General features: G+C 65.3%; 26 protein-coding genes. 17 read left to right on the top strand and 9 right to left on the bottom strand.

Annotated features, from left to right (window positions below; translation table 11 throughout):
• Positions 1-88: 88 nt before the first annotated feature.
• The 3 genes from EN955_RS20165 to EN955_RS20155 are packed head-to-tail and all read right to left on the bottom strand — an operon-like array spanning position 89 to position 3,889.
• Positions 89-2,347, bottom strand: coding sequence for a xanthine dehydrogenase family protein molybdopterin-binding subunit (locus tag EN955_RS20165; protein ID WP_024501666.1), 2,259 nt, complete (start codon positions 2,345-2,347; stop codon positions 89-91).
• Positions 2,337-3,395, bottom strand: a complete 1,059-nt coding sequence (locus tag EN955_RS20160) for a xanthine dehydrogenase family protein subunit M (protein ID WP_024501665.1) — start codon at positions 3,393-3,395, stop codon at positions 2,337-2,339. The genes EN955_RS20165 and EN955_RS20160 overlap by 11 nt, the downstream gene beginning before the upstream one ends.
• Positions 3,392-3,889 (bottom strand): (2Fe-2S)-binding protein, encoded by a 498-nt coding sequence (locus tag EN955_RS20155; protein WP_013530705.1) that lies wholly within the window; start codon positions 3,887-3,889, stop codon positions 3,392-3,394. Before EN955_RS20155 ends, EN955_RS20160 begins: the two co-directional genes overlap by 4 nt.
• Before the next feature lie 287 nt (positions 3,890-4,176).
• On the opposite strand from EN955_RS20155, the gene EN955_RS20150 reads away from it, so the two are divergent.
• Both EN955_RS20150 and EN955_RS20145 read left to right on the top strand, forming a co-directional pair.
• Entirely contained in the window at positions 4,177-4,797 is a 621-nt protein-coding gene (locus tag EN955_RS20150) for a TetR/AcrR family transcriptional regulator (RefSeq protein ID WP_024501664.1), read from the top strand.
• A 56-nt stretch (positions 4,798-4,853) separates the two neighbouring features.
• Complete coding sequence (locus EN955_RS20145; protein ID WP_024501663.1) at positions 4,854-5,852, top strand: bestrophin family ion channel; 999 nt, start codon at positions 4,854-4,856, stop codon at positions 5,850-5,852.
• 64 nt (positions 5,853-5,916) lie between these two features.
• Here EN955_RS20145 and EN955_RS20140 read toward each other — a convergent pair whose 3' ends face one another.
• The 3 genes from EN955_RS20140 to EN955_RS20130 form a co-directional block, all read right to left on the bottom strand.
• Positions 5,917-6,921 carry an NAD(P)-dependent alcohol dehydrogenase gene (locus tag EN955_RS20140; RefSeq protein ID WP_024501662.1) on the bottom strand — a complete coding sequence of 335 codons (1,005 nt, stop codon included), beginning with the start codon at positions 6,919-6,921 and terminating at the stop codon, positions 5,917-5,919.
• 40 nt (positions 6,922-6,961) lie between these two features.
• Entirely contained in the window at positions 6,962-7,222 is a 261-nt protein-coding gene (locus tag EN955_RS20135; RefSeq protein ID WP_024501661.1) for a hypothetical protein, read from the bottom strand.
• Positions 7,223-7,305: 83 nt separating this feature from the next.
• Entirely contained in the window at positions 7,306-8,058 is a 753-nt protein-coding gene (locus tag EN955_RS20130) for a thioredoxin family protein (RefSeq protein WP_013530710.1), read from the bottom strand.
• A gap of 300 nt (positions 8,059-8,358) precedes the next feature.
• Between EN955_RS20130 and EN955_RS20125 the strand changes: the two genes are divergently transcribed.
• The 3 genes from EN955_RS20125 (at position 8,359) to EN955_RS20115 (ending at position 11,237) form a co-directional block, all read left to right on the top strand.
• Entirely contained in the window at positions 8,359-9,579 is a 1,221-nt protein-coding gene (locus tag EN955_RS20125; protein ID WP_024501660.1) for a hypothetical protein, read from the top strand.
• A gap of 33 nt (positions 9,580-9,612) precedes the next feature.
• Complete coding sequence (locus EN955_RS20120) at positions 9,613-10,245, top strand: PQQ-binding-like beta-propeller repeat protein (protein ID WP_024501659.1); 633 nt, start codon at positions 9,613-9,615, stop codon at positions 10,243-10,245.
• 161 nt (positions 10,246-10,406) lie between these two features.
• A complete protein-coding gene (locus tag EN955_RS20115) occupies positions 10,407-11,237 on the top strand; it encodes an aldo/keto reductase (RefSeq protein ID WP_174299083.1) in 831 nt (276 codons plus the stop codon).
• A 96-nt stretch (positions 11,238-11,333) separates the two neighbouring features.
• Here EN955_RS20115 and EN955_RS20110 read toward each other — a convergent pair whose 3' ends face one another.
• The gene (locus EN955_RS20110; protein WP_013530714.1) at positions 11,334-11,639 is read right to left on the bottom strand and encodes a hypothetical protein; all 306 of its coding nucleotides are present in this window, start codon (positions 11,637-11,639) and stop codon (positions 11,334-11,336) included.
• Positions 11,640-11,847: 208 nt separating this feature from the next.
• Between EN955_RS20110 and EN955_RS20105 the strand changes: the two genes are divergently transcribed.
• Complete coding sequence (locus tag EN955_RS20105) at positions 11,848-13,350, top strand: ATP-binding protein (protein ID WP_013530715.1); 1,503 nt, start codon at positions 11,848-11,850, stop codon at positions 13,348-13,350.
• 127 nt (positions 13,351-13,477) lie between these two features.
• On the opposite strand, the gene EN955_RS20100 is transcribed toward EN955_RS20105, so the two are convergent.
• On the bottom strand, positions 13,478-14,260 hold the full coding sequence (locus EN955_RS20100; protein ID WP_024501658.1) for an SDR family oxidoreductase: 783 nt from the start codon (positions 14,258-14,260) through the stop codon (positions 13,478-13,480).
• 170 nt (positions 14,261-14,430) lie between these two features.
• The gene (locus tag EN955_RS20095; protein WP_024501657.1) at positions 14,431-14,709 is read right to left on the bottom strand and encodes an usg protein; all 279 of its coding nucleotides are present in this window, start codon (positions 14,707-14,709) and stop codon (positions 14,431-14,433) included.
• 332 nt (positions 14,710-15,041) lie between these two features.
• Here EN955_RS20095 and groES point away from each other — a divergent pair, with 332 nt between their 5' ends.
• From groES to EN955_RS20040, 11 genes are all read left to right on the top strand, one after another.
• The gene (groES, locus tag EN955_RS20090) at positions 15,042-15,356 is read left to right on the top strand and encodes a co-chaperone GroES (RefSeq protein WP_013530718.1); all 315 of its coding nucleotides are present in this window, start codon (positions 15,042-15,044) and stop codon (positions 15,354-15,356) included.
• Between the two features lie 55 nt (positions 15,357-15,411).
• Positions 15,412-17,043, top strand: coding sequence for a chaperonin GroEL (gene groL / locus EN955_RS20085; RefSeq protein WP_024501656.1), 1,632 nt, complete (start codon positions 15,412-15,414; stop codon positions 17,041-17,043).
• Between the two features lie 70 nt (positions 17,044-17,113).
• Positions 17,114-17,341: a hypothetical protein gene (locus tag EN955_RS20080; protein ID WP_024501655.1), complete on the top strand. Its 228-nt coding sequence runs from the start codon at positions 17,114-17,116 to the stop codon at positions 17,339-17,341.
• 98 nt (positions 17,342-17,439) lie between these two features.
• Positions 17,440-17,733, top strand: coding sequence for a DUF982 domain-containing protein (locus tag EN955_RS20075; protein WP_024501654.1), 294 nt, complete (start codon positions 17,440-17,442; stop codon positions 17,731-17,733).
• Positions 17,734-18,068: 335 nt separating this feature from the next.
• Positions 18,069-18,953 (top strand): AraC family transcriptional regulator, encoded by an 885-nt coding sequence (locus tag EN955_RS20070; RefSeq protein ID WP_013530722.1) that lies wholly within the window; start codon positions 18,069-18,071, stop codon positions 18,951-18,953.
• 247 nt (positions 18,954-19,200) lie between these two features.
• Positions 19,201-20,289: a sugar ABC transporter substrate-binding protein gene (locus EN955_RS20065; RefSeq protein WP_013530723.1), complete on the top strand. Its 1,089-nt coding sequence runs from the start codon at positions 19,201-19,203 to the stop codon at positions 20,287-20,289.
• A gap of 96 nt (positions 20,290-20,385) precedes the next feature.
• Entirely contained in the window at positions 20,386-21,207 is an 822-nt protein-coding gene (locus EN955_RS20060; protein ID WP_024501653.1) for an ATP-binding cassette domain-containing protein, read from the top strand.
• Positions 21,204-22,463, top strand: coding sequence for an ABC transporter permease (locus tag EN955_RS20055; RefSeq protein ID WP_024501652.1), 1,260 nt, complete (start codon positions 21,204-21,206; stop codon positions 22,461-22,463). Before EN955_RS20060 ends, EN955_RS20055 begins: the two co-directional genes overlap by 4 nt.
• Before the next feature lie 22 nt (positions 22,464-22,485).
• Positions 22,486-23,214 carry an SDR family oxidoreductase gene (locus tag EN955_RS20050; RefSeq protein WP_024501651.1) on the top strand — a complete coding sequence of 243 codons (729 nt, stop codon included), beginning with the start codon at positions 22,486-22,488 and terminating at the stop codon, positions 23,212-23,214.
• 173 nt (positions 23,215-23,387) lie between these two features.
• On the top strand, positions 23,388-24,989 hold the full coding sequence (locus EN955_RS20045) for an FGGY-family carbohydrate kinase (protein WP_024501650.1): 1,602 nt from the start codon (positions 23,388-23,390) through the stop codon (positions 24,987-24,989).
• Between the two features lie 141 nt (positions 24,990-25,130).
• Entirely contained in the window at positions 25,131-26,162 is a 1,032-nt protein-coding gene (locus EN955_RS20040) for a cupin domain-containing protein (protein ID WP_050580404.1), read from the top strand.
• The last annotated feature ends 15 nt before the right edge of the window (positions 26,163-26,177 follow it).

Below are 26,177 nucleotides of genomic sequence, written 5' to 3'. Positions count from 1 at the left end.
TGGTGCGCCCGAAGGCGGACCGGGCCTTCACCATTCGTCGTTCGGGAAGCCAAGCAATTGGCTTCCCATCCGCTAGGTGGACCACTCCTCACCCCAGCAGGTCCTCGATGCGGACCGGAAAGCGCCGCGGCCGCACGCCGGTCGCATGCCAGACCGCATTGGCGACGGCGCCGGCCGTGCCGGTGATGCCGATTTCGCCGACGCCCTTGATGCCGAGCGCGTTGACGTGAGGGTCGTCCTCGTGGACCAGCAACGCCTCGACCGATGGAACGTCGGCATTCACCGGGACATGATATTCGGCGAGGTTGGCATTCTGGATCCGGCCAGAGCGCCGGTCGGTGATGGCTTCCTCATGCAGCGCGAACGAGACGCCCCAGATCATGCCGCCATAATACTGGCTGCGCACCAGCCTGGGATTGATGACCCGTCCGGCGGCGAACGCGCCGACCAGCCTTGTGACACGGATCTGGCCAAAATCCGGATCGACCTTCACCTCGGCAAACACGGCACCGTGCGCGTGCTTGGCATAGGCCTCCTGAGACGCCGGGTCGGGAGCGCCCTTGCCGTGGCCCTCGATCTCGGTGAGGCCCGCGCGCGTGAGGATCTCGGCGTAGCTTTCACCGCGGCTTTCATCGTCGCGCCGATAGAGGCGGCCGCCGCGCGCCAGCACGCCTTCATTGCCGGCGCCGTAGAGCGGCGAGCCCTCGTCGCCGGTGGCGAGATCGGCGAGCCTGGCGATGACGGCGGCGCCCGCATTGTGGATCGCCATGCCGGCCGTCGCCGTGTGGCCGGAGCCGCCGGCAATGCCTGCATTGGGCAGATCGGAGCTGCCGGCCCTGAAATCGACCTGGTCGATATCCAGTCCCAGTCCGTCGGCGGCGATCTGGGCGAAGGCGGTCCAGGCGCCTTGCCCCATGTCCTGAGCGCCGGTCTCCATCACGCCGCTGCCATCGGCTCTCAGCACCGCCCGCGCTTCGGCCTGGAACATGATCGCCGGGAAGGTCGCCGTGCCCATGCCCCAGCCGGTCAGGAAACCGTCGGCGTCGCGCATCAGCCGAGGCTGAAGCGGGCGGCTCGCCCAGCCGAACGTCTCGGCCGCTTGCCTGTAGCATTCACGCAGCGCCTTGGAGGAAAACGGCTTGCCGGTCATCGGCTCGACCTCGGCATAGTTCCGCAGCCGGAATTCCAACGGGTCCATGCCGCAGGCGTAGGCTGCCTCATCGATAGCGCTCTCCAGCGCGATCGAGCCGGTGGCTTCGCCGGGCGCCCGCATGAACAGCGGCGTACCGGTATCGAGCCGCACCGCATCGTGCGAGGTGGCGATGGCCGGGCTGGCATAGAGCGTGTGCGAGGCATCCGCCGCCGGTTCGAAGAAATCGTCGAACGTGCTCGACGCGGTCTTGGCGTGATGGTCGAGTGCCGTCAGCCGCCCTTCGCCATCCATGCCCATGCGCAGCGTCTGGCGCGTCGGCGCACGGTGGCCGACCGGCCCGTACATCTGCTCACGTTGCAGCACCAGCTTGACCGGACGGCCGACGAGACGCGCCGCCAGGATGCCGAGCACCTGCGGCCCGGAGATCATGCCTTTCGAACCGAAGCCGCCACCCAGGAACGGGCTGCGGATGTGGATGTTCTCCGGCGCGATGCCGAACAGGCCGGCGATGCGGCCCTGCGCCATGGCAAGGCCCTGGCTCGGTGTGTCGATCGACAGTGTGTCGCCTTCCCAGGCGACGACGATCGCATGCGGCTCCATGGCGTTGTGGTACTGGGCCGGCGTCTCGTAGGTGGCTTCGATCCGCGTCTTTGCGGATTTAAGGCCGACCTCGACATCGCCCTTGTGCTGCACGGCCGGACCGCCGACGCCGACAGCACGCGGCACGAAACTTTCGGCGCCGTCGAGGCCAACGCGCGCCGGCATCACTTCATAGCGCGGCGACAGCAGCGCCGCCCCCTCGGTCGCCGCCTCCAGCGTCTCGGCGATCACCACGGCGATGCTCTGATTGGGGTAGCGGACCTGGTCGTTCTGCAAGAGGTCGAGCCGGAACATGAAGGGATGGTCCTTGGCGTCCGGATCGGCGGCGAGCGCTGGCCGGTTCTTGGGCGTCATCACCTCGACCACGCCCTTGTGTGCCTTGGCCGCCTCGACATCCAGCGCAGCGACGCGGCCGCGCGCGATGCTAGAGACAGCGAGCACGGCGTAGAGCATGCCGGGCGGATGGTTGTCGGCGGCATAGCGCGCGGCTCCGGTGACTTTCAGAAAGCCGTCGCGGCGGGTCAGCGGCTGGCCGATGCTGGAGCCTTGCCGGGCATGGGCGGGTTGCTGGTTGAGGCTGAGTTCAAGCGTCATGGCGCGCTCCAGGAATGTTCGAGAACGGGGAGGCAGGAAGGGCCGGCAGACGCTCGGGCGTTCCCGAAAGCGCAGACATCAGCGCCCTGATCACGATGCGGCGGGCAAGCTCGATCTTGAAGGCATTGTCGCCGGAAGGGCTGGCATCGGCCAAGGCAGCGTCCGCGGCGCTGGCGAAGGTCGCCTCGCTGGCGTCCGCGCCAAGCAGGACGGCTTCCGCCGAGCGTGCCCGCCACGGCTTGGCCGCGACGCCGCCCAGCGCCAGCCTTGCGGCGCGGATCTTGCCGCCGTCGACGACAAGCGCTGCTGCGGCCGATACGACGGCAAAGGCATAGGAGGTGCGCTCGCGGACTTTGAGGTAACGGGCATTGGCGGAGAAGGAGGCAGCCTCCGCCGGAAGGCGCACCGCCACGACCAGGTCGCCGGGCTCCAGCGCATTCTCCCGCTGCGGCGTTTCGCCGGGAAGCCGGTGAAATTCCTCCAGCGAAACATGGCGCCGGCCCTTCTTGCCTTCGATCTCGACCACGGCGTCGAGCGCCACCAGCGGCACGCAGAAATCCGACGGGTGGGTGGCGATGCAGGCGTCGCTCCAGCCGAGCACGGCGTGCAGGCGGTTTTCGCCGCCCAGCGCATCGCAGCCGGCGCCTGGCTCGCGCCTGTTGCAGGCGCTGGCTGTGTCGTAGAAATAGCTGCAGCGCGTGCGCTGCAACAGATTGCCGCCGACGGTGGCGGCGTTGCGAAGCTGCGCCGAAGCACCCGACAGCAGCGCCTCGGCCACCGCCGGATAGGATTTGGCGAACGCCGGATCGTAAGCAAGCTCGGCATTACGGACCAGCGCGCCGATGCGCAGGCCACCATCGTCCAGCCGTTCGATGCGGTTGAGCTCCGGCAGCCGGGAGATGTCGACGATACGCTCGGGACTGGTGATGCCGCCTTTCATCAGGTCGAGCAGATTGGTGCCGCCGGCGAGATAGGCCGAGCCCGGCTCGGCTGCCGCGGCGATGGCGTCGGGAATGGTGGCGGGCCTGATGTAATCGAAGTCTCTCATGCCGCGGTCCTCCGGTCGGCTTTGACAAGCTGTTGCTGGGCTTCCAGGACGGCCTCGACGATGCCGCCATAGGCCGCGCAGCGGCATATGTTGCCGCTCAGCCCCTCGCGGATGCGTTCGGGATCGTCGCCGGCCTGTCCCTCGGCGATCAGGCCGAGCGTGCTCATGATCTGGCCGGGTGTGCAGAACCCGCACTGGAAGCCGTCATGGGCGATGAAGGCGGCCTGCACCGGATGCAGTTCCTCGCCGTTGGCGACGCCTTCGATGGTCAAGACCTGGGCGCCGTCATGGCTGACCGCCAGCGCCAGGCATGAGTTGATGCGCTTGCCGTCGACCAGCACCGTGCAGGCGCCGCATTGGCCGCGGTCGCAGCCCTTCTTGGTGCCGGTGAGATCGAGCCGCTCGCGCAGCAGGTCGAGCAGGGTTACGCGTGGATCGACCTCCAGTTGGTGTCGGTGGCCATTGATGGTGAGGGTAATGGGAAGGCTGGTCATGGGCGTCTGGCTCCAGTTGCTTGACGCGGATGGGATTGAACTGGTGCCTTGCCGCAGAAGGGCAAGGTAACCGTTGGGTCAGGTCTTGACGGCGAAAGCGGAGATGGCGGATCTCCCGCGAGGCAGGCGGGCAGGGGAGATGTCGGCTTGCGTGTTCGAAAGACGTGACATACCGGTTCCCCTGATTATATGATAAAGGTGCTCCACTAAAACGGAGGCGCCTCCGTTTATTACGTGGTGGCTGACCCTGCCGGGTTCAAGCCCCCTGACACGATGTGGAGAAAAAATTGGCCAGCGAGCCGTCCGCCATTGCTGAACAGAAGGCCGAGGCCGTAGACGCAAAGCCGCTGCGCGCCGATGCGCGGCGCAACCGCGACCGGCTGGTCGAGGTGGCGGTGTCAGTCTTTGCCGAGCGCGGCATCGATGGCTCGCTGGAGGAGATCGCGCGCCGCGCCGGCGTCGGCATCGGCACGCTCTACCGGCATTTCCCGACGCGCGAGCATCTGGTCGAGGTGGTCTATCGTCGTGAGGTGGAGGCGCTGTGCGCGGCCGCCGGCGAGCTTGCCCAAAAACATCCGTCCGATGTCGCGCTGGAACAGTGGATGCAGCGCTTCGTCGACTACATCGCCACCAAGCGCGGCCTGGCGACCAGCCTGCGCATTGTGCTCACCACCAATTCGACGCTGTTTTCCGACACGTTCGGCCGGGTGTCGCAAGCCTTGCGACGCCTGGTCGAGGCGGCGGTGGCCGACGGCACCATCCGCGGCGACGTCGACGCTTCCGACGTGCTGCACGCGCTGGGCGGCATCTATTCAGCGCCCGACACCCCCGAATGGCGCGACCGCTCGCGCCGGCTGGTCAAGCTGTTGATGGACGGGTTGCGGTTCGGGGCTGCAAAGGCACAATGAGGCGACCAGATTCCGGCCGTGCAAAACCAGACCTATCGATGAGTTGAGGGGATACGATGTATGTAGGCCGTTCCTACAAACTGATCGATTTCGCGCTGTGGTCGCGGCGCAGCGTCATCTACATGGTGGTGGTGAGCGGTCTGGCCGTGGCGGCCTACCGTCTTCCAGGCATCGCCGGGTTTTCGGTGCCATGGTCGGTGGTGCTGGTGCTTGGCACCACCGTGTCACTCGTCGCCGGGTTCAAGAATTCGCAGGTGTTCACCCGCAGCAGCGACGCGCTGCAGGCTTTTACGCAAATTACGGCCAGCAGCCGTTTGTGGTCCAATTTCTGCAGGGATTTCCTCGACGCGCCGACGGCCAGGCAGCTCATCTATCGCCACATCGCCTGGATGACGGCATTGCGCTTTTCTCTGCGCCGGCCGATGCCATGGGAGTCCATGGCGCGGGCCGCCAATATCGAATACCGGCGGCGCTACCGTATCCATGAGGATGCGAGCTCGGTCGGCGACGAATTGCGTCCGCTGCTCGCCGAACAGGCCGAGGACGTCCTGAAATCGCCCCAGCCGGCGATAGCCCTGCTCGAACTGCAATCTGTCCAGGTCAATGCGCTGTTCAAGGACACAAAGCTCCCTCCTCAGATCTATGGCGAACTGACCAAGCTGATCCGCGACTTCCATGACCAGCAGGCGCGCTGCGATCGCATCAAGAACAATCCCTATCCCCGGCAATACGCCATCGTCAGTTCGATGTTCGTGATGATCTTCTGCACACTGTTGCCGTTCGGGGTCGTTCCCGTCTTTGCCGATATGGGCAAACTGGGTGGCGCGCTCGGGTCGATAGCGATCTGGCTGACGATCCCGTTCAGCACGCTGCTCGGCTGGGCCTACATGTCTCTCGACCAGGTCGGCGAAAGCAGCGCCAACCCGTTCGAGGGCAACGCCAACGACGTTCCGATCTCGCAGATCTGCCGCGACATCGAGATCGAGTTGCGTAGCGGGCTCGGCGAGACCGACCTTCCCAAGCCCCTGCTGCCGGTCAACGACATCGCGACCTAGGCAGGATCACGACGAAGGCGCGGTCCCCGGCGGTCCCCTTCATCGTGCTGCTGGCGGAGGACGCTCAAACGTCAAGGCAGACCTTGCCGAAATGCTTTCGGGATTCGTAATGCGCGAAGGCGGTGGCGATGTCCTGCAGCGGAAAGTGGCGGTCTATGACGGGCTTCAGCCTGTTGGACTCTATCGCGCGGATCATATCCTCCTGGTCGGCCCGGCTGCCGATGGAAATGCCGCTGATGCGGATCTGGTTGGAAAACAGGGCTGGGATAGACACTTCCGCCGCAAAGCCGGTCAGGACGCCGACCAGCGCGATGTGACCGCCCGTGCGGCAGGCGACAATCGACTGCGCCAGCGTGGCGGGTCCGCCGACCTCGATCACGTGATCGACGCCGCGCCCGCCCGTCAGATCCTTGGCCTTGCGGCCCCAGTCCGGGACGGACTTGTAGTTGATGACGGCGTCGGCTCCGAGGCGCTTGAGCCTTTCCAGCTTCTGCTCGTCGGATGAGGTGGCGATGACCCGGGCGCCGGCGGCCTTGGCGAATTGCAGCGCGAACAACGATACACTGCCCGAGCCGAGGACCAGCACTGCGTCGCCCGGCTTCACCTTGCCGCACACAATCAGGCCGCGCCAGGCAGTAACGCCCGTGCAGGTGAGCGACGCCGCCTCGACATGCGTATAGCCTGCCGGTGCCCTGGTGAAAGCATGCGCCGGCATGCAGACATACTCGCTGGCGAAGCCGTCGAAACTTTCTCCCGGAATGTCGCGCCGGGTCGAGGGCGTCATGTCACCGCCCAGCCACCAAGGATAGAAGACGCTGACGACGCTGTCTCCGGGCCTGAGTGCATCGACACCGTCGCCGAGGGCAATTACTTCGCCGGCGCCGTCGGAGAGCGGAACGCGGCCGTCGGCGAGAGGCATCTTGCCTTGCACGGCAAAGTCGTCGCGCATGTTCAACGCGCAGGCCCGGATCCTGACCAGCACCTCGCCCGGCCCTGGCTGGGGCGGATCTTCCTCGACCAGGTCGAGATTGCCCAAGCCGCCCGGCGCTCTCAGCCTGACCAGTCTCATTGTCTTCTCCGATGTGTGGGGTGTCTAGAATTGGAAGGGCCTAGCGGGCCTGCCGGCCGGAGATCACCCGCAGCCAGGGCGCCAGATGAAAGGCGCTCATCAGCAGATACATCGCAGCCATGCCCGTGAGGGGCGAGGCGTCGGTGCCCATGCACTGCATGGCCGCATCGCCGCTGAAGATGCAGGTGAGCAGCGCCATCACGGCGAAGGTCGGTGCCGCGGCAAGGCAAAGCCAGTCGGCCAGCCCGAGGGTGGCGGCTTCTGGGATCGTGCTGCCGGCACCTGTGTGGATATCGCTCATCGCCTTGATCCTTGATGATCATGCCAGTCACGACAGGTTCCTCTCTCCAGGGAGTGGGGAGAGGAACCCAGACTGGACAACCGTTACTGCTCGCCCTTGTCCCTGAACGCGGCCTCGCCGGCAGCAGACACTTCTTCCCATTTCTTGTCGGCCCCGGCGTCGTAATTGTCGTGCCAGTTCCACCAGGAGTAGAGTGGAGTCTGCGGATAGCCTTCGGGCGAATCCTCCCAGATTTCCTGGCGGCCGAGCGGCGTCGCGTCGAGATAGCTCCAGACGGTGCCCATCGCTTCGTCGCCGCGGCTGTTAATCAAGTAGGTGCGGAAGATGCGATCGCCGTCACGGATGAAGACGTTGTGGCCGTGCCATTCGTCGACACCGAAGTCCTTGTCGAAACTGTCAGTGATTGTGTACCAGGGCATCTGCCAGCCCATCCGCTGCTTCAGCCGCGCAATGTCGGCCTGCGGGGCACGCGAAGCGTAGGCAAGCGTGGTGTTGCGGGCGTTGAGATGGGCGAGGTGGCCGACCTGGTCGGCGCCCAGCGAACAGCCGCGGCAGGCGTGATCGGGCCAGCCATGCACGCCGGGCTCGAAGAAGGCGCGATAGACGATCAGCTGGCGGCGGCCTTCGAACAGATCGAGCAGGCTCGCTCTGCCGTTCGGTCCCTCGAACACATAGGCCTTGTCGACTTCCATCCACGGCATGCGCCGGCGCTCGGCGGCCAATGCGTCCTTGGCGCGCAGTGTTGCCTTTTCCTTCACCAGCATCTGTTCGCGGGCGGCTTCCCAGTCCTGCCTCGAAACGATGGGCGGGGTCTTCATTGCGATGTGCTTGGTCATTGGTCGTCTCCTTTGCCAGTCTGTTGTCGCTTGCTGTCAGCCAGAATAGGGCGGTGAAGCGGGAGGGTGGGAGTTACAAGTGTGACGGGATTTGCAGGAGCCGGCCCGTCGCAGCAGGGGTGGCGCATCCTCACGGTGCCTTCGGCCGGGTGGAGAGGAGTGTCGGTTGGCATTGTCGGTTCTCCCTTGGCGTGCCGTGCGTTGCCGATAGTTGCCGATGCGGCTTGCCGGTTGACGGTACGGATTTAAGTTAGGGCGGCGACGCACAAGGGTGGGAGTTACAAGTGTGACGGGATTTGAATGGATTCGCTGATCACCGCGGCTGCGCTGGCACTGGCCGGAGGCGACCCGCTCGGCGCGCTGGATCGCGTCGCCTTGCGCGAAGACCCGCCGGCGCTGGCGCTGCGCGGCATTGCCATGGCGCAGCTCGGTGATCTCGATCGCGCCAAGGCGCTGCTGCGGCGTGCCGCGCGCGGCTTCGGCCCGAAAGAGGCGGTAGCGCGTGCCAGATGCGTCGTTGCCGAGGCCGAGATCGCGCTGGTCTCGCGGGATCTCGGCTGGCCGGCCAAGGCTTTGGATGCGGCGCGGGCGACGCTGGAAAAGCATGGCGACCGGCTGAACGCAGCGCATGCCGGCCATCTCAAGGTGCGGCGCCTGCTATTGATCGGCCGTCTCGACGAGGCCGAAGACGTGCTGGCGGGGCTCGACCCGGCACCGCTTCCGCCGGCCTCGCGCGCCGCCCACGAACTTGCCGTCGCCGGCATCGCGATGCGGCGCCTCAAGACGAAGCCGGCGCGCAGGGCGTTGGAGTGGGCACGCCACGCCGCCCGCCAGGCCGGCATTGCGGGGCTCATCGCTGAAGTCGACCGCGCATTCCTGGCGCTGGACACGCCGGCGGCACGGCTGATCGCGGCTGGCGAGCAGCGCCCGTTGCTGCTTGAGGACGTCGAGGCGTTGCAGGCGTCGCCGGCGCTGCTGGTCGATAATTTCCGATATGTCGTGCGCCAACAGGACAAAACGGTCTCGCTGGCCACGCGCCCGGTTCTGTTCGCGCTGGCCCGTACGCTCGCCGAAGCGTGGCCAGGCGATGTGTCGAGGGCAACGCTGATCGCGCAAGCCTTCGGCGGCAGGCACGCCGATGAATCGCATCGGGCGCGGCTGCGGGTCGAGATCGGCCGGCTGCGCACCGAATTGCGGGGCTTGGCCGACATCGGCGCCACCAGCCAGGGCTTTGCGCTGGCGCCGCGCCAGGCACGCGAGGTGCTGGTGCTGGCGCGGCCGATCGAGGAGCGGCACGCGGCGGTGCTGGCTTTCCTTGCCGACGGTGAATCCTGGGCGAGTTCGGCGTTGGCGCTGGCGCTTGGCACCGGCCAACGCAGCGTGCAGCGGGCGTTGGAGCAGCTTGGCGAGGCCGGCAAGGTGCAGTTTTTCGGTCACGGCCGGGCGCGCCGCTGGATGACGCCTCCACTGGTGGGATTCACGACCACCTTGTTACTCCCGGCACCGCTGCCGAACGGTTAGGAAGTGACATCGGATCTCAGTGAGGACAAGGACATGAAACAGTCAACGGCCGAAATCCTGCGCGAATACGGGCCCTTTGCCGATGTGGAGAGGGTGCATGGGGTGAGCTTTGACGGCAACAATGTCTGGTTTGCCTCGGGCGAGAAGCTGAACGCCTTCGATCCGGAGAGCGGGCAGAACCTGCGCTCGATCGATGTCGCGGCGCATGCCGGCACCGCCTGGGACGGCCAGCATTTCTTCCAGCTTGCCAACGACCTGATACAGAAGATCGACCCTGATACCGGCCAGGTGCTGGCGACCATTCCGGCGCCCGGTGGTGGCGGCGATTCCGGGCTGACCTGGGCCGAAGGAACGCTCTGGGTGGGACAATACCGCGAACGCAAGATCCACCAGGTCGACCCGGAAACCGGTGCGATCCTGCGCACCATCGAATCCAACCGCTTCGTCACCGGGGTGACATGGGTCGAGGGCGAGCTGTGGCACGCCACCTGGGAAGGCGACCAGAGCGACCTGCGCCGCGTCGACCCGAAATCAGGCAAGGTTCTGGAGAAGCTCGACATGCCGGCCGGGATGGGTGTGTCGGGGCTGGAATCCGATGGCGGCGACCGCCTTTATTGCGGCAGCACATCCGCCGGGGTGGTGCGGGCGGTGCGCCGGCCGCGGTGAGGATGCGGCCGACGCCGAAGTCACACTTGCAGGCGCACTTCACACGGCAATTTGTCCGCTGTCGGCTGGCCGTTGCCCCTTGTCGGACCTAGATAGGCTGTGCGCCGGGCGGACGCCCGGCCCAGCTTTGCAAAGGATCCCTCATGCCTGAACAGCCCACCATGCCCGAACAGATTGCATTGAACGACGGCTCCGCCATTCCCCAACTCGGCCTCGGTGTGTGGCAGGTCGACCAGGACATCACCGCCGACGTGGTGGGTTGGGGCATCGAGGCCGGCTATCGCCTGATCGACACCGCCGAAGGCTATCAGAACGAGGAAGGGGTCGGAGAGGCGATCCGCAGTGCCGGCGTGCCGCGGGCTGAGCTGTTCATCACCTCGAAACTGCGCAACGGCGCGCACCAGCGCGATGCGGCCTTGCGCGCCTTCGACGAGACGATGGAGAAGCTCGGCGTCGAACAGATCGACCTGTTCCTGATCCACTGGCCTGTGCCCAGCCAGGACAAATATGTCGAGGCCTGGAAGACGCTGGTCGAACTCAGGCAGGCCGGCCGCATCAAATCGATCGGCGTTTCGAACTTCAACCAGGACCATCTGGAGCGGATCATCGGCGAGACCGGCGTGACGCCCGTCGTCAACCAGATCGAGCTGCATCCCCAGTTCCAGCAGCGCGGTGTCAGGGACTTTCATGCCAAGCACGACATCCGTATCGAAAGCTGGAGCCCTCTGGGCAGCGGCCGGCTGCTCGGCGATCCGACCATTGCAGGCATCGCCAAAAAACATGGCAAGTCCGTCGCACAGGCGATCATCCGCTGGCATCTCCAGGAGGGGCTGATCGTCATTCCAAAGTCGATCCGCAGGGATCGCATCGCCGCCAATTTCGATGTCTTCGATTTCGAACTGGATGCGCAGGACCTGCAGACGATCCGCGGCATGGATTCGCCCGAGGGCCGCAACGGACCCAACCCCGCCACAGCCGCGTTCCTGTTCTGAGAGGCAAGTTTTAACGAGCTGGCAACGAAACTGCTAATCTCCCCCACGAGGGGGGAGATTGGCAGCTTTGCGGCTTTCGCCAATTTCTTGCGCCCCTCAAATCCCGGACCCATCCAACTGCTGGGCGTCTTCGCCTTCCCAGGGCGCCGGCATCGACGCGCGGCTGAGGTTGGCGGTGGGCAGCGGCATCCAGCATTTCAGTTCCGGGTCGGCGTATTCGATGACGCGCCCGGGCGAAGAGTCCGACGCGCGCCAGCCTTCCGAGGCGAACTGGTCGGCACGCGACCAATAGGCAAGGTCGACTTCCGCCGGTCCCTGCTCGGACGGACGCACAGTGACCAGGATGCGGCTGCCGTCCTTCGGCGCCGTCGACATGTGGCGCCACCGTTCGGGCTCGTCCATCGCATTCCTCCTCGCACTCGTAGCGTTGGGAGGAGTGTCGCCTCGTGGTCCGAAGGGGTCAACCCAAAGTTTGCGCCAGGCATCGGCTGATGACCCCTCCAGACGGTGCCTGCACAGTTGTGCGCAACACGCCGCGGGCGGTCATGCACGCTCGACGGGCCGTGACCCAGTTGATAAGCCCGTCTGCGAAAGGAGCGCCTGAGTCGAGATGACCGTTGCGATCGAGATGGGACAGACGACCGCAGGCGCCCCGGCGAAGCTGGATCTCGAGGAACTGCTCGCGACGCGCCTTTTGGTGCAGGGCAATTCGGGCTCCGGCAAGTCGCATCTGCTGCGGCGCCTGCTGGAGCAGAGCGCGCCCTGGGTGCAGCAGACCATCATCGATCCCGAGGGCGACTTCGTTTCGCTGGGCGACCGTTACGGCCATCTGGTGATCGATGCCGAGCAGCATACCGAGCGCGGCCTGCAGGCGGCAGGCGAGCGGGCGCGCATGCATCGCGTCTCCACCGTGCTCAATCTCGAAGGGCTCGACGCCGAGAACCAGATGCGGCGTGCCGCCGCCTTCCTCGGCGGGCTGTTCGAGGTCGCCCGTGACCACTGGTACCCGATGCTGGTGGTGGTGGACGAGGCGCAGCTGTTCGCGCCGGCGGTGGCCGGCGAGGTTTCCGACGAGGCGCGAAAGCTCTCGCTCGGCGCGATGACCAATTTGATGTGCCGTGGCCGAAAGCGCGGGCTGGCCGGCATCATCGCCACCCAGCGGCTGGCAAAGCTCGCCAAGAACGTCGCCGCCGAGGCGTCCAACTTCCTCATGGGCCGCACCTTCCTCGATATCGACATGGCGCGTGCCGCCGACCTTCTGGGCATGGAGCGGCGCCAGGCGGAGGCGTTTCGCGATCTGGAACGCGGGCAGTTCATGGCGCTCGGCCCGGCGCTGTCGCGCCGTCCGCTGGGCCTGCGCATCGGCCCGACGGATACGAGCCCGCGCAACGGAACGCCGCGGCTGATGGCGATGCCGGAAGCAGCACTCGAGGATGCACGCGCGATCATCCTGGCGGCGCCGCCGCCCGAAACGGTGCGCACGCCGCGTCGCCCGGCGTCGCCGGACCTGCTCGACCAGTTGATGGCGGCGAAGTCGGCGGCCTTGGAAATCCGCCCCGAACCGGCGGAGCCGCAAGTCAGCGCCGAGGATCTGGCCGAGCGCCGCGAGCGCGTGGACCGTGTGCTGCGCGCCATCCTGGCGCAGCCCGACGCGGGTTTTCGCGTGATCGGCGTGCTCTATCAGGAGTTCGTGGTCCGCTGCCGCATCGAAGGCCTGGCCTCGGTCGTGCCCGACCTGCCGGAGTTCCGCCGCATGCTGACGCGCGCCCGGGCCGGCCTTGGGTCAGAGACGACACAGGACGACGCATGGCGGGACGTTTCCGTCCGCGCGTCGCTGCTGCCCGACGACATGCAGGGCGTGTTCATGATGATTGCCCGCGCGGCGAAGGAGGGCTGGCCTTGTCCGAGCGACGCCGCGATCGCCCGCGCCTACGGCTCGCACTCGCTGCGCCGCGCCCGGCGCCTGTTGACCTATATCGAGGAGCAGGGCCTCATCGTCTGCCAGCTCGACGGGACAGGCCGGCGCACCGTGACACTGGTCGAATTGGCCTGGGCCACCGCACCGGGAGATCCGAATGCCGAGGAAGTGGAGCAGGGAAGCCTGGCGCTGTGAGGCGGCGCGGGTGCTTTGAGCGAATGATGCGATAGGCTTTTCAGTCACCGTCATCGCGACAAATTTCTGATGGCAACCGTGAAATCGCCGACGATGCGTCATGCAGGCGCTTGCGTTTCGATGGCGCTCACCGGTTCGCCCCAATCACCCACTGTTCCTGATCGACGAGCGTGCCGGTCATCGGCCCGGCAGCATCCGAAAGCAGGAAGACGGCGAGGTTGGCGATATCGCTGGTCGAGAACAGGCGGCCGAAGGGTTGCGAGGCGTTGGCGGCATCGAGCCAGCCCGGCCCGTTGCCCAGCGTGTCGGCTTGCATGACGCGTTCGGCCGGCGTGTCGGTCCAGCCGACATTGATGCCGTTGACGCGGATGCGATCGAAGCGATGGGCGTTGGCGGCGTTTTTGGTCAGCGTGGCCAGCGCGCCCTTGCTGGCGGAATAGACGGCGAGCTCCGGCGAGCCGCAATGGTCGTTGATCGACAGGATGTTGACGATGGCGCCGCGCTCTCCGCGCTTCTTCATGTCGGCGATGGCCGCCTGCATGAGGAAGAACGGCGCCCGCGCGTTGACCGCGAACAGCGAGGCCCAGCCGTCGAGATCGGCATCGAGGAACGAGGCCCGGTCGGTCAGCCCTGCGGCGTTGACCAGCGCATCGATGCGGCCGAAGCGCTCGATGCAGGCTTGCGCCAAAAGGGCAGGGGCTGCCGGGTCGGCGAGGTCGGCGGCGACGAAAACCGTCGGCGTGCCGAGCCGCGAAAGCTCTTCCGCAACGGCATCGCCGCGCGTCTTCTCGCGCCCGGTGACGAGCAGGCCGCCCGCGCCGCAGCGCGCCAGCGTCTCGGCGATGGCGCGGCCAATGCCTTGCGTCGAGCCGGTGACCAGCGCCACCTTGCCGTTGAGTTGGAGCTCCATTCCTCTTCCCCGCCTCGCATCTGATTTCAGGCTAGCGCGGCGCGATCGTTTTACAATACGGAAATTGGAAATCTTGGAGTGGAGGTTGTTGGCTGTCGCGCTGCGTGGGGCCGGCGAGAGCCTGCCCCAATGTCGTGATTCCCTACGTAGCGGAGGCCGTCGCAAAGACCCTAGTGGACCGTGATTATGCCCTCGACGGCCCGCCATTCCGAAGGCTGGATGAGCTGGTGATGAGCAACGCGAACCGAGTGGAGCGGACCATCGAGTTCGCGCTCCCAATATTGGAGAAAACCCTTGAGTTCGGGAAAGGCTGGAGCGAGATCATAGTCCTGCCAGACATAGAGCTGAAGCAGGCTTGGATGATCGGGCAGGTAATAGTGGATTTCGGCCGTCGTCAGGCCATAACCTTCCATTTGCAGGCGGAATTCGTTGCTGACCGTATCGGCCATGTCTTTCTCCTTCTCCGCTGAGGCATCGAGCCGGCGGCATTTGTGTCGAACCCGCCCAATGCCGGGCCGGGGCGATTGGTTCTGTCCCTCTTTAAACAACGCCGCGAGAAGCTCGCGGGTTCCGAAAATAGCCACGCCATAACAGTGTCTTGGCGCTCTTTCTTGTCGAATATAAAAATTTTTGCGCTGGTCTCTTGAAACCGAAAAAGGGCAAAACTAGCTCGATATGCGCCGCGATGCCTGACGAAGGGTCGCGGCGTTCCGCACCGGTCCGATATTGCCGGTTCGGTGCGGAGGAACCTCAAAACCTGTTTGTCCACGAGGAGAACGACATGGCGTTCCGTCCATTGCATGACCGTATTCTGGTCCGCCGCCTTGAAGCCGAGGAGAAGACCTCCGGCGGCATCATCATCCCCGATACCGCAAAGGAAAAACCGCAGGAAGGCGAAGTGCTCGCCGTCGGTCCCGGCGCGCGCGACGACAGCGGCAAGCTTGTCGAACTCGATGTCAAGGTCGGCGACCGCATCCTGTTCGGCAAATGGTCCGGCACCGAGATCAAACTCGACGGCGAGGACCTGCTCATCATGAAGGAAAGCGACGTGATGGGTATCATCGATGAGATCGCCGAAGTGAAGAAGGCCGCCTGACGGCTTCTTGTATCCAACCAGTCAACGAATGCTGCCTAGATAAAGGAGTGATCCAATGGCTGCCAAAGAAGTGAAATTCCATACCGAAGCGCGCGAGAAGATGCTGCGCGGCGTCGACATCCTTGCCAATGCGGTGAAGGTGACGCTCGGTCCCAAGGGGCGCAATGTGGTCATCGACAAGTCGTTCGGCGCGCCGCGCATCACCAAGGACGGCGTCACCGTCGCCAAGGAGATCGAACTGGAGGACAAGTTCGAGAACATGGGCGCCCAGATGGTGCGTGAGGTAGCCTCCAAGACCAACGACCTTGCCGGCGATGGCACGACGACCGCAACGGTGCTTGCACAGGCGATCGTCAGGGAAGGGGCCAAGGCGGTTGCCTCGGGTATGAACCCGATGGATCTGAAGCGCGGCATCGACAAGGCGGTCGATGCGGTGGTCGCCGAACTGAAGACCAATGCCCGCAAGGTCACTCGAAACGACGAGATCGCGCAGGTCGGCACCATCTCCGCCAATGGCGATGCCGAAATCGGCCGCTTCCTCGCTGAGGCGATGGAGAAGGTCGGCAATGAAGGCGTCATCACGGTGGAGGAGGCCAAGACCGCCGAGACCGAACTCGAAGTCGTGGAAGGCATGCAGTTCGATCGCGGCTACCTCTCGCCCTATTTCATCACCAACCAGGACAAGATGCGCGTGGAGCTCGACGAGCCCTATGTGCTGATCCACGAGAAGAAACTCTCCAATCTGCAAGCGATGCTGCCCGTGCTCGAAGCCGTGGTGCAGTCTGGCAAGCCGCTCCTGATCATCGCCGAGGATGTGGAGGGCGAGGCGCTTGCCACGCTGGTCGTCAACAAGCTGCGCGGCGGCCTCAAGGTCGCGGCCGTCAAGGCGCCGGGCTTCGGCGACCGCCGCAAGGCCATGCTGGAGGACATCGCCATTCTCACCGGCGGCACCGCGATCTCGGAAGATCTCGGCATCAAACTGGAAAATGTAACGCTGCAGATGCTGGGCCGCGCCAAGAAGGTGGTGATCGAGAAGGAAAACACCACCATCGTCGATGGTGTCGGCCGCAAGGAAGAGATCCAGGGCCGTGTCGCACAGATCAAGGCGCAGATCGAGGAGACCACCTCCGACTATGACCGCGAGAAGCTGCAGGAGCGGCTGGCCAAGCTCGCAGGCGGCGTTGCGGTGATCCGGGTCGGCGGCTCGACCGAGGTCGAGGTCAAGGAGCGCAAGGACCGTGTCGACGACGCACTGCATGCAACCCGCGCGGCCGTCGAGGAGGGCGTGCTGCCCGGCGGCGGCGTCGCCTTGCTGCGGGCGGCCAAGGCGCTCGATACCGTTCAGACCGACAATGCGGACCAGAGGACAGGTGTCGACATCGTGCGCCGTGCCATCGAAACGCCGGTCCGGCAGATCGCCGAGAATGCCGGCGCCGAAGGCTCGATCATTGTCGGCAAGCTGCGCGAGAAAAGCGAATTCGGCTGGGGCTGGAACGCCCAGACCAATGAATTCGGCGATCTCTTCGGCCAGGGCGTTATCGACCCGGCCAAGGTGGTGCGCACCGCCCTCCAGGACGCGGCATCGGTCGCCGGCCTGCTGGTGACCACGGAGGCCATGGTGGCCGAGAAGCCGAAGAAGGAAGCCGCCGCCCCGGCAATGCCCGCCGGCGCCGGCATGGACTTCTGAAGTCGCGGCCCAATCCGCCCGCTCCCCTGGCGGGGAGCGGGCGTCAGTCGAAGAGAGAGTGGAGGTAAAGATGGATGCAATGGCTGGCCTCGAATCCGTACCGGCTCCTACGCATCAAGCGAAGGAATTCCTGGCCTATGAAACAGAATGCAGGAACGTGCTGAAGCCGCTGCTGGCAGGGCTGCTCGACATGGCTGAAGCCGCCGGCTGGAACCGGCGAACCGCGGCGTCGGCACTGATGTTCCTCGCAGCGCAGCAAGTGTCGGCAACATCCGAGGTATCCGCCGGCAGCGGCTGAACGGAAATCGGCCAGTCCCTTCACCTATCCGCGGCGGGCCGTGCTTCCCGGTGTTCGGCCCGCTGCAGGCCCTGAACAATCGAGAGGAGGTACAAGCCATGAATTGCGGGCAATTCGAAGAACCGGTCACACTTCTGGTCGGAATGGGCTTTCCGAGGAAGATCGACAGCGTGATGGAAGCCTATGCACTGCTGCAGGACTGGCCGAGCGCCGGCCGCAACGGCGCCCATGCCATCGCACTCAACGCTTGCAAGGCGGGCATCGTCGGCGAAATCGATCCGGAGACGGTGCGGGCCACGCTGGTCAGCTTCGCGCGCCGCCACGACATACTGGTGCCTGACATGGTTACGCCGCTCGCGACGGTGGCGGGTGGTGCGCTGCGCACCAGCTGAACTACGATGACGGCGCTGCATCAGCGCCTGAACACGCTGTTCTTGCGATAGGCCAGGCGCCCACCGGACACGTTGGAATTCCGTTTCGGGCGGTAGTGTTCTCGTTGGTCAGTCGAGCGAACGCGTCAGCAAGACTGACCTGTTCTGCCCGAATAGCGCCTCTGAGCGCGCCCTTCCGGTTAAAAAAGTATCATCCATTGTCTTGAATCGTGGTGGCGCCTGTTGTCATGAGCCGGTACCGTGGCTCTTGAAATGCAGAGCCGAAACCAATTCGGCCGGTTTAGGGAATTGGGCCGAACGCGGCAAATATCCGTGCCGGCCGGGAGGAAACGGACATGGAACCGGACCTGGAAGTTGTCCAGATACGACGCGGGGAGTCCTTCAAGGCGTGGTCGCATGGCTACCCCTTCCATACGGTGCGCTGGCACTTCCATCCAGAATATGAACTGCATCAGGTAATCTTCACCAACGGCCGCTATTTCGTCGGCGACTTCATCGGCGAGTTCGAGCCGGGCAATCTGGTGCTGACGGGGCCGAACCTGCCGCACAATTGGGTCAGCGACATCCCCAAGGACAGCTCGATCCCGCTGCGCGGCCGCATCATTCAGTTTTCCGAAAGTTTCATCGGCGATGCCATGCATGTGCTGCCGGAGCTGGCGGGGCTTGCGGCTCTGCTCGAGGCGTCGCGGCGCGGCGTGCTGTTTTCCAACCGCACCAGCAAGGCGCTGGCGCCATTGATGGAAGAGATGATGCAGGCGCAGGGCGTGCGCCGCATCGAGCTGTTCATGATGATCGCCGGCCTGCTAAGCCGCGCCCAGGAATTCCAGCTGCTGGCCAGCGCCAGCTATCGGCCCGATCCGTCGGGCTACATGACCGCCGGCATGAACAAGGCGCTCGCCTATATCAGGGAGAACCTGACGCAGCTGTTCGACGAGGCGGATCTCGCCGCCATCGCCGGCCAGTCGACCGGGGCCTTCTCGCGCTCGTTTCGCCGCCACACCGGCATGTCGCTGGTGCAGTATGTCAAGCGGCTGCGCATCAATCTCGCCTGCCAGATCCTGATGAGCGACGAGCAGGCCTCGATCACCGACATCTGCTACGAGGTCGGCTTCAACAACCTGTCCAATTTCAACCGGCAGTTCCTGGCGGAGAAGGGCATGCCGCCCTCGCGCTTCAGGCGCCTGCTGGCCGACAACATCAACGCGGGAAAAGCCGCTTAACGGAGGAGCCAGGGAGGAACCAAGGGAGGATTTTTCTTTTGCATGACGGACGTGAGCCGCGTTGAGCGGTTCGTGATGGAGAACGCTTGTCTCGAATTCCTCCGTCGGCGGAGGACGTCGGCGCGGCTCGAAAGTCCAGCGCCGGACCCTGGTACCCCTTCAATTGGGGCGAGGGTGGATGGGTGTCTTCAGACCACCAAAGCAGTCACGACCTTCTTACAACATATCCAGAAACGGAGAAGACCGAATGACCAAACTTTCAATTTCATTGAAGTCCACTGGCAAGTCCGCCGGCATGGCAGCGCTTGCGCTGTCGCTGCTGGCAGGCACCGCCGCTATCGCCAAGGCAGCCGAAGTCACCGACGCCACCGTCGCCTTCCTGATGCCTGACCAGGCCTCGACCCGTTACGAACAGCATGATTATCCCGGCTTCGCCGCCGAGATGAAGAAGCTGTGCCCGGGCTGCAAGGTGCTCTACCAGAACGCCGATGCCGACGCCTCGCGCCAGCAGCAGCAGTTCAACTCGGTGATCTCGCAGGGCGCCAAGGCGATTGTGCTCGACCCCGTCGACTCGACCGCCGCCGCCTCGCTGGTCAAGCTGGCGCAGAGCCAGGGCATCAAGGTCATAGCCTATGACCGGCCAATCCCGACAGCGCCGGCCGACTTCTATGTCTCGTTCAACAATGAAGGCATCGGCAAGGCCATCGCCGATTCGCTGGTCGAGCACCTGAAGGCGCTGAAGGTCGATCCGGCCACCGGCGGCGTTTTACAGATCAACGGTTCGCCGACCGACGCGGCGGCCGGCCTGATCAAGAAGGGCATCCATGCCGGCCTCGACAACAGCGGCTACAAGATCCTGGCCGAATACGACACGCCGGAATGGGCGCCGCCGAAGGCGCAGCAATGGGCCGGCGGCCAGATCACCCGCTTCGGCCCGAAAATCCTCGGCGTGGTTGCCGCCAATGACGGCACCGGTGGCGGCGCCATCGCGGCCTTCAAGGCGGCCGGCGTCGATCCGGTGCCGCCGGTGACCGGCAATGACGCGACGATCGCGGCACTGCAACTGATCATCGCCGGCGACCAGTACAACACCATCTCTAAGCCGAGCGAGATCGTGGCGGCGGCCGCCGCCAACATCGCCATCAAGCTACTTTCTGGCGAGACGCCTAAGGCCGAGATGACGCTGTACGATACGCCCTCGCAGCTGTTCACGCCGGCTGTTGTGACGCAGGAAAACCTGAAGGCCGAGATCATCGACAAGAAGATCAACACCGCGGCCGAGCTCTGCGTCGATCGTTACGCGGAAGGCTGCAAGAAGCTGGGCATCGGGAACTGACCGCGACCCTTGCCCGCTCCGCTGCCTGGCCACCCGCGTGGTGGCCAGGCAGCGCTCATGCGAAATTTTTGAACCGGTTTTGAAAGGCTTCCTGGCATGACCGATACCTCGGACGAACCGGTTCCGGCAGGCGAGCTGGTGCTCAGCCTGCGCGGCGTTTCGAAGAATTTCGGCGCCGTTTCGGCGCTCACCGACATCGATCTCGATGTCCATGCAGGCGAAGTGGTGGCGCTGGTCGGCGACAATGGCGCCGGCAAGTCGACCCTGGTCAAGATCCTGGCCGGCGTGCATCAGCCGAGCTCAGGCACGATCAGTTTTCGCGGCAAGCAGGTGACACTTGCCGATCCGAGTGCCGCGCTGACGCTCGGCATCGCCACCGTGTTCCAGGACCTGGCGCTGTGCGAGAACCTCGACATCGTCGCCAACATCTTCCTTGGCCGCGAACTCAGCCCGCTGCGGCTGGACGAGGTGGCGATGGAAGTGCGCGCCTGGACGCTGCTCAACGAGCTTTCGGCGCGCATCCCGAGTGTCCGCGAAGTGGTCGCTTCACTGTCGGGCGGCCAGCGCCAGACGGTGGCGATCGCGCGCTCGCTGCTGCTCGAACCCAAGCTCATCCTGCTCGACGAGCCGACGGCAGCGCTTGGCGTGGCGCAGACGGCGGAAGTGCTCAATTTGATCGAGCGGGTGCGCGACCGCGGCCTCGGCGTCGTCATCATCAGCCACAACATGGAAGACGTGCGCGCCGTCGCCGACCGCATCGTCGTGCTGCGGCTTGGCCGCAACAACGGCATCTTCTCGCCCGATGCCTCGAACCAGGAACTGGTCAGCGCCATCACCGGCGCCTCGAACAATTCGGTGTCGCGGCGCGCCGAGCGCAGGCAGGCCAGGCAAGACCAGACCCAGGAGCCACGCCCATGAGCCGCGAAGCCGAACAGGCCGCCCCCGTGCCGCCGCAGCTCGACCGCGCCGATGTGCGCGTCAAGCACGAGGCGGGGATCGGCGGCGCCATCCGCCGGTTCTTCGACCGGGTCCGCTCGGGCGATCTCGGCTCGCTGCCAGTGATTGTCGGGCTGGTCATCATCTGGACGGTGTTCGCCAGCATCAACCCGATCTTCCTGTCGAGCAGCAATCTGGTCAATCTGCTGTTCGATTGCTCAACCGTCGGCGTCATCGCGCTCGGCATCGTCTGCGTTCTGATGGTCGGCGAGATCGACCTGTCGGTCGGTTCGATCAGCGGCTTTGCCTCGGCCATGGTCGGCACGCTGTGGGTCAACCAGGGCTGGCCGGTGGCGCTCGCGATTCTGGCCGCTGTTGCCGTCGGCGGCTTCATCGGCGCCCTTTATGCGCTGCTGTTCAACCGGCTCGGCATGCCGAGCTTCGTCTCGACGCTGGCCGGCTTGCTGGCGGTGCTTGGCCTGCAGCTCTACATCCTCGGCTCGACCGGCTCGATCAACCTGCCCTACGGCTCGAACCTGGTGAATTTCGGCCAGTTGCTGATGATGCCCAAACTCGTCTCGTTCGCTCTGGCGGCCGTGCCGGGCATCGTCATGCTGATCACCGGCCTGCGCACCGTCGCGCGCCGCCGCGCCGCGAACCTGTCGGCGCCGTCGACCGGCGGGCTCGTCACGCGCGCGGTGGTGATTACGGTCATTCTCGAGCTCATCGTCTTCTATCTCAATCAGGCGCGCGGCATTCCGTGGATGTTCGGCCTGTTCGTCGGCCTGGTCATATCGATGCACTACGCGCTGACGCGGACCAAATGGGGCCGCTCTATGTCGGCGGTCGGCGGCAACCGCGAGGCGGCGCGGCGCGCCGGCATCAACGTGCGGCTGATCTATTCCAGCGCCTTCGTGCTGTGCTCGATGCTGGCGGCTTTCGGCGGCGTGCTGTCGGCGGCCCGCCTGGCCTCGGCCAGCCAGCAGGCCGGCACGGGCGACGTCAACCTCAACGCCATCGCAGCGGCCGTCATAGGCGGCACCAGCCTGTTCGGCGGCCGCGGCAGCGCCTATTCGGCACTGCTCGGCATCATCGTCATCCAGTCGATCGCCAGCGGCCTGACGCTGCTCGATCTGTCCTCGTCGCTTCGGTACATGATCACCGGCGCCGTGCTTGCCATCGCGGTCATCGTCGACTCGCTGGCACGCCGCTCGCGTGTCTCGCATGGCCGGGCCTGAACCCATCAACAGGAAGCAAGACATGAGCCAAGAACTGTCCGGAAAAGTTGCCGCCGTCACCGGTGCCGCGTCAGGCATCGGCCTCGAATGCGCCAGGCATATGCTGGCGGCCGGCGCCACCGTGGTGCTGGTCGACCGCGCCGAGGCGACGCTGAACAAACTGTGCGCCGAACTCGGCCCCAAAGCGATCCCGCTGGTGATCGACCTGATGCAGCCGGCAAGCGTCGCCACCATGATGCCGCAAATCCTGGAGAAGGCCGGCCAACTCGACATCTTCCATGCCAATGCCGGCGCCTATGTCGGCGGCGAGGTGGCGACCGGCGATCCCGACGTCTGGGACCGTATGCTCAACCTCAACATCAATGCCTGCTTCCGCTCGATCCAGGCAGTGCTGCCGCACATGATCGAACGCAAGACCGGCGACATCATCGTCACCAGTTCGATCGCCGGTCTGGTTCCGGTGGTATGGGAACCGATCTACACGGCCTCCAAGCACGCCGTGCAGGCCTTCGTCCACACGGTGCGCCGGCAGGTCGCCAAGCACGGCCTGCGCGTCGGCGCCGTGGCGCCCGGCCCGGTGGTGACGGCACTGGTCGACGACTGGCCAAAGGCTAAGCTCGAAGAGGAACTCGCCGCCGGCGGCCTGATGCAGCCACGCGAGGTGGCCGAAGCCGTGATGTTCATGCTGACCCGGCCGCGCAATGTGACGATAAGGGATTTGGTGATTTTGCCGCAGAGCAATGATCTCTAGGGGGAGTAGGGGAGTAGGGGAGTAGGGCAGTAGGGCAGTAGGGCAGTAGGATTGCTCTGCCGTTCAATGCCCGGGCCCGAGCCAAGCCACCATCCCCTATTCCCGTACTGCCTTACTGCCCTACTGCCCTACTCCCCTACTCCCCTACTGCCCTAAACCGAAGGTTTCCCCCAATGTCCCACTTCCTCGGCATCGACGTCGGCACCGGCAGCGCGCGGGCCGGGGTGTTCGACCACACGGGAACCCTGCTTGCCTCGGCCAAACGGGACATCGAGGTCTGGCGCGAGGCCGGCGACATGGTCGAGCAGTCGAGCAACGACATCTGGCGGGCGGTTTGCGCGGCCACGCGTGAAGCGGTCGCGCAATCGGGCGTGGCGCCCGAGGCGATCGCCGGCATCGGCTTTGACGCCACCTGTTCGCTGGTGGTGCTGGGCGAGGGCGGCGTACCGTTGGCTGTTGGCCCGTCGAGAAATCCCGAACGCAACATCATCGTCTGGATGGATCATCGCGCGGTCGAGCAGACGCGCCGCATCAATCGCAGTGGCGAGGCGGTGCTGAACTACGTCGGCGGCATCATCTCGCCGGAGATGGAAACGCCGAAACTCCTGTGGCTGGCCGAAAACCTGCCCGCCACCTTCAATGCCGCCTGGCAGTTCATGGACCTCGCCGACTTCCTCACCTGGCGGGCGACCGGCAGCCTTGCCCGTTCGGTCTGTACGGTGACCTGCAAATGGACCTATCTGGCGCATGAGAGCCGCTGGGACGAGACGTATTTCCGCAAGATCGGCCTCGGCGCGCTGGCCGACGAAGCATTCACGCGCATCGGCACCGAGATCGTGCCGGCCGGTGCCGCACTCGGCGGCGGATTGACCGCGCAGGCAGCAGCGGACCTTGGTCTCAACCCCGGCACCGAGGTGGCGGCCGGACTGATCGACGCGCATGCCGGCGGCGTCGGCACGGTCGGCGCGCGCGGCGATTTCGGCAGCGTGCCGTCGCGCATGGCCTATGTTTTCGGCACCTCGGCCTGCACAATGTCGTCGACCGCCGAGCCGGCCTTCGTCGACGGTGTCTGGGGTCCGTATTTCTCGGCCATGGTGCCGGGCCTGTGGCTGAACGAGGGCGGCCAGTCGGCAGCCGGTGCTGCGATTGATCATCTGGTGCGCATGCACCCTGCAGCCGGCGAAGCGACCGCCAAAGCGCAAGCCGAGGGGCTCAGCCTCAGCGCCTGGCTGTCGCTGCAGGCGCAAAGCCGCAATGGAGCCGCGGCCACGCCGGCCCTGGTCGGCGGCATCCATGTCGTGCCGGAGTTCCTCGGCAACCGCGCGCCCTTCGCCGACCCGGACGCGCGCGCGCTGATCGCCGGGCTTGATCTCGACACCAGCCTCGACAGCCTGGTCGGGCTCTATGTCGCCGGGGTCTGCGGGCTGGGCTACGGCGCGCGCCAGATCGTGCGGGCCGAGCATGACAAGGGCATTCCCGTCGACACCATCGTGGTCAGTGGCGGCGCCGGCCAAAGCCCGCTGGTGCGCCAACTGCTGGCGGACACCACAGGCATGGTGGTGGTGGCCTCGACCTCGCCGGAACCGGTGCTGCTCGGCTCGGCGATGCTGGGCGCGGTCGCCGCCGGTGCCTACAAGGATGTGGCGGCGGCGATGGCCGGCATGTCGGAACTCGGCGAGGTCTATCATCCCGACGCTACGCTGGCCGGCTGGCATGCCAAACGCTTCGCTGCGTTCGAATTGCTGCAGCAGGCGGGCAAGGCCATCCGAGGCTGAAGCGCGCGGCTTCTGTCCGGCTTTGTCAGGAGCGTAGCGAACACCGCTTGGCGGTTTAGCTGGAAGCTGGCAGCTTTGTTCTGTTGTGGACCCTCCAGCAGCATGCGACGAGGGGCAAGGCGACAGAACCAGGAGCCCCTAATGGTGGACGAAGCTAAACCGCCGCTACCATTCGCATCGGATGAGGTGCCGTGGACGGAATGGTCCGACGTGCCACGCTTCGGCCTGCGCTACCGGCATTTGTCGCTGGCCGCCCTTGGCGAAAAACACCGTGTCGGCGTGGCAATCGAGGAGCTTCCGGCTGGCAAGCAGTCCTCGCCGGCGCATTACCATATTTTCGAGGAAGAGCATGTCTTCATCCTCGAAGGGGCGCTTACCGCGTATGTCGGCGACGCGGCCTATGCCATGAAGGCCGGCGACTACATCTGCTTTCCCGCCGGTGCCGCGGCGGGGCATTGCCTCATCAATACCAGCGACGCACTTTGCCGCTATGTCATCGTCGGCGAGCGCAACCCGAATGAAGTGGTCGTCTACACCGCCTCCAACAAGGTGCTGGTACGCGCCCTGGGCCGCCGCGCGATCTTCGATCTCGCTGCAAACCGAAGCTACTGGGACGGCGAGAACACCGGCCTTACCGCCGGCGATCCGCTGCCGTCGGATGTGACGGCCGGTGTCACCAAACCCCCAGCCGCGCCGATCCCGCCGATCGCCAGCGATGCTGTCGAATGGAAGGTCGAGGGCGAAGGTCTGCGGTTCGGCGGCCGGTCCAGGCACCTGACTTATGCCGCGCTGGGACGCTCCGACTATCATGTCGGCATGCTGATCGAAGCGCCGGCGCCCGGCATGCGCCTGGCGCCCCGGCACTATCACATGCTGGAAGAGGAGCATGCGCTGATCCTGGAAGGGGAGGTGACGCTGCTGCTTGGCGAGGAGCGCCACGAAATGAAAGCCGGCGACTATGTCTGCTTTCCGGCCGGCCTGGCGGTCGGGCATTCCTTCCTCAACAGCGGCACGGGGCCGTGCCGTTACCTGATGATCGGCGAGAAAAATCCCAACGAGGTCTGCGTCTATCCAGATTCCAACAAGATGGCGGTCGACGCCTTGCGCCGGCGCGACGGCATTTTCGACATGGGAGCGGTGAGGCGGTACTGGGACGGCGAAGAGATGGAGTAGCCCCCGGCTTCACAG

It is taken from the genome of Mesorhizobium sp. M7A.F.Ca.CA.001.04.2.1 (genome assembly GCF_003998485.1).
GTDB classification, from domain to species: Bacteria; Pseudomonadota; Alphaproteobacteria; order Rhizobiales; family Rhizobiaceae; genus Mesorhizobium; species Mesorhizobium ciceri.
This window is presented reverse-complemented; position numbering and strand designations above follow the sequence as displayed.

What these genes read in the sequence shown, in the direction of transcription:
- EN955_RS20120 (WP_024501659.1), top strand. Translation starts at nt 9,613, where the DNA reads ATGAAACAGTCAACGGCCGAAATCCTGCGCGAATACGGGCCCTTTGCC.
- EN955_RS20045 (WP_024501650.1), top strand. Translation starts at nt 23,388, where the DNA reads ATGTCCCACTTCCTCGGCATCGACGTCGGCACCGGCAGCGCGCGGGCC.
- EN955_RS20080 (WP_024501655.1), top strand. Translation starts at nt 17,114, where the DNA reads ATGGATGCAATGGCTGGCCTCGAATCCGTACCGGCTCCTACGCATCAA.
- EN955_RS20055 (WP_024501652.1), top strand. Translation starts at nt 21,204, where the DNA reads ATGAGCCGCGAAGCCGAACAGGCCGCCCCCGTGCCGCCGCAGCTCGAC.
- EN955_RS20130 (WP_013530710.1), bottom strand. Translation starts at nt 8,058, where the DNA reads ATGACCAAGCACATCGCAATGAAGACCCCGCCCATCGTTTCGAGGCAG.
- EN955_RS20165 (WP_024501666.1), bottom strand. Translation starts at nt 2,347, where the DNA reads ATGACGCTTGAACTCAGCCTCAACCAGCAACCCGCCCATGCCCGGCAA.
- EN955_RS20105 (WP_013530715.1), top strand. Translation starts at nt 11,848, where the DNA reads ATGACCGTTGCGATCGAGATGGGACAGACGACCGCAGGCGCCCCGGCG.
- EN955_RS20160 (WP_024501665.1), bottom strand. Translation starts at nt 3,395, where the DNA reads ATGAGAGACTTCGATTACATCAGGCCCGCCACCATTCCCGACGCCATC.
- EN955_RS20075 (WP_024501654.1), top strand. Translation starts at nt 17,440, where the DNA reads ATGAATTGCGGGCAATTCGAAGAACCGGTCACACTTCTGGTCGGAATG.
- EN955_RS20095 (WP_024501657.1), bottom strand. Translation starts at nt 14,709, where the DNA reads ATGGCCGATACGGTCAGCAACGAATTCCGCCTGCAAATGGAAGGTTAT.
- EN955_RS20125 (WP_024501660.1), top strand. Translation starts at nt 8,359, where the DNA reads ATGGATTCGCTGATCACCGCGGCTGCGCTGGCACTGGCCGGAGGCGAC.
- EN955_RS20065 (WP_013530723.1), top strand. Translation starts at nt 19,201, where the DNA reads ATGACCAAACTTTCAATTTCATTGAAGTCCACTGGCAAGTCCGCCGGC.
- EN955_RS20060 (WP_024501653.1), top strand. Translation starts at nt 20,386, where the DNA reads ATGACCGATACCTCGGACGAACCGGTTCCGGCAGGCGAGCTGGTGCTC.
- EN955_RS20040 (WP_050580404.1), top strand. Translation starts at nt 25,131, where the DNA reads ATGGTGGACGAAGCTAAACCGCCGCTACCATTCGCATCGGATGAGGTG.
- EN955_RS20155 (WP_013530705.1), bottom strand. Translation starts at nt 3,889, where the DNA reads ATGACCAGCCTTCCCATTACCCTCACCATCAATGGCCACCGACACCAA.
- EN955_RS20110 (WP_013530714.1), bottom strand. Translation starts at nt 11,639, where the DNA reads ATGGACGAGCCCGAACGGTGGCGCCACATGTCGACGGCGCCGAAGGAC.
- EN955_RS20050 (WP_024501651.1), top strand. Translation starts at nt 22,486, where the DNA reads ATGAGCCAAGAACTGTCCGGAAAAGTTGCCGCCGTCACCGGTGCCGCG.
- EN955_RS20100 (WP_024501658.1), bottom strand. Translation starts at nt 14,260, where the DNA reads ATGGAGCTCCAACTCAACGGCAAGGTGGCGCTGGTCACCGGCTCGACG.
- EN955_RS20145 (WP_024501663.1), top strand. Translation starts at nt 4,854, where the DNA reads ATGTATGTAGGCCGTTCCTACAAACTGATCGATTTCGCGCTGTGGTCG.
- groES (WP_013530718.1), top strand. Translation starts at nt 15,042, where the DNA reads ATGGCGTTCCGTCCATTGCATGACCGTATTCTGGTCCGCCGCCTTGAA.
- EN955_RS20140 (WP_024501662.1), bottom strand. Translation starts at nt 6,921, where the DNA reads ATGAGACTGGTCAGGCTGAGAGCGCCGGGCGGCTTGGGCAATCTCGAC.
- EN955_RS20115 (WP_174299083.1), top strand. Translation starts at nt 10,407, where the DNA reads ATGCCCGAACAGATTGCATTGAACGACGGCTCCGCCATTCCCCAACTC.
- EN955_RS20070 (WP_013530722.1), top strand. Translation starts at nt 18,069, where the DNA reads ATGGAACCGGACCTGGAAGTTGTCCAGATACGACGCGGGGAGTCCTTC.
- groL (WP_024501656.1), top strand. Translation starts at nt 15,412, where the DNA reads ATGGCTGCCAAAGAAGTGAAATTCCATACCGAAGCGCGCGAGAAGATG.
- EN955_RS20135 (WP_024501661.1), bottom strand. Translation starts at nt 7,222, where the DNA reads ATGAGCGATATCCACACAGGTGCCGGCAGCACGATCCCAGAAGCCGCC.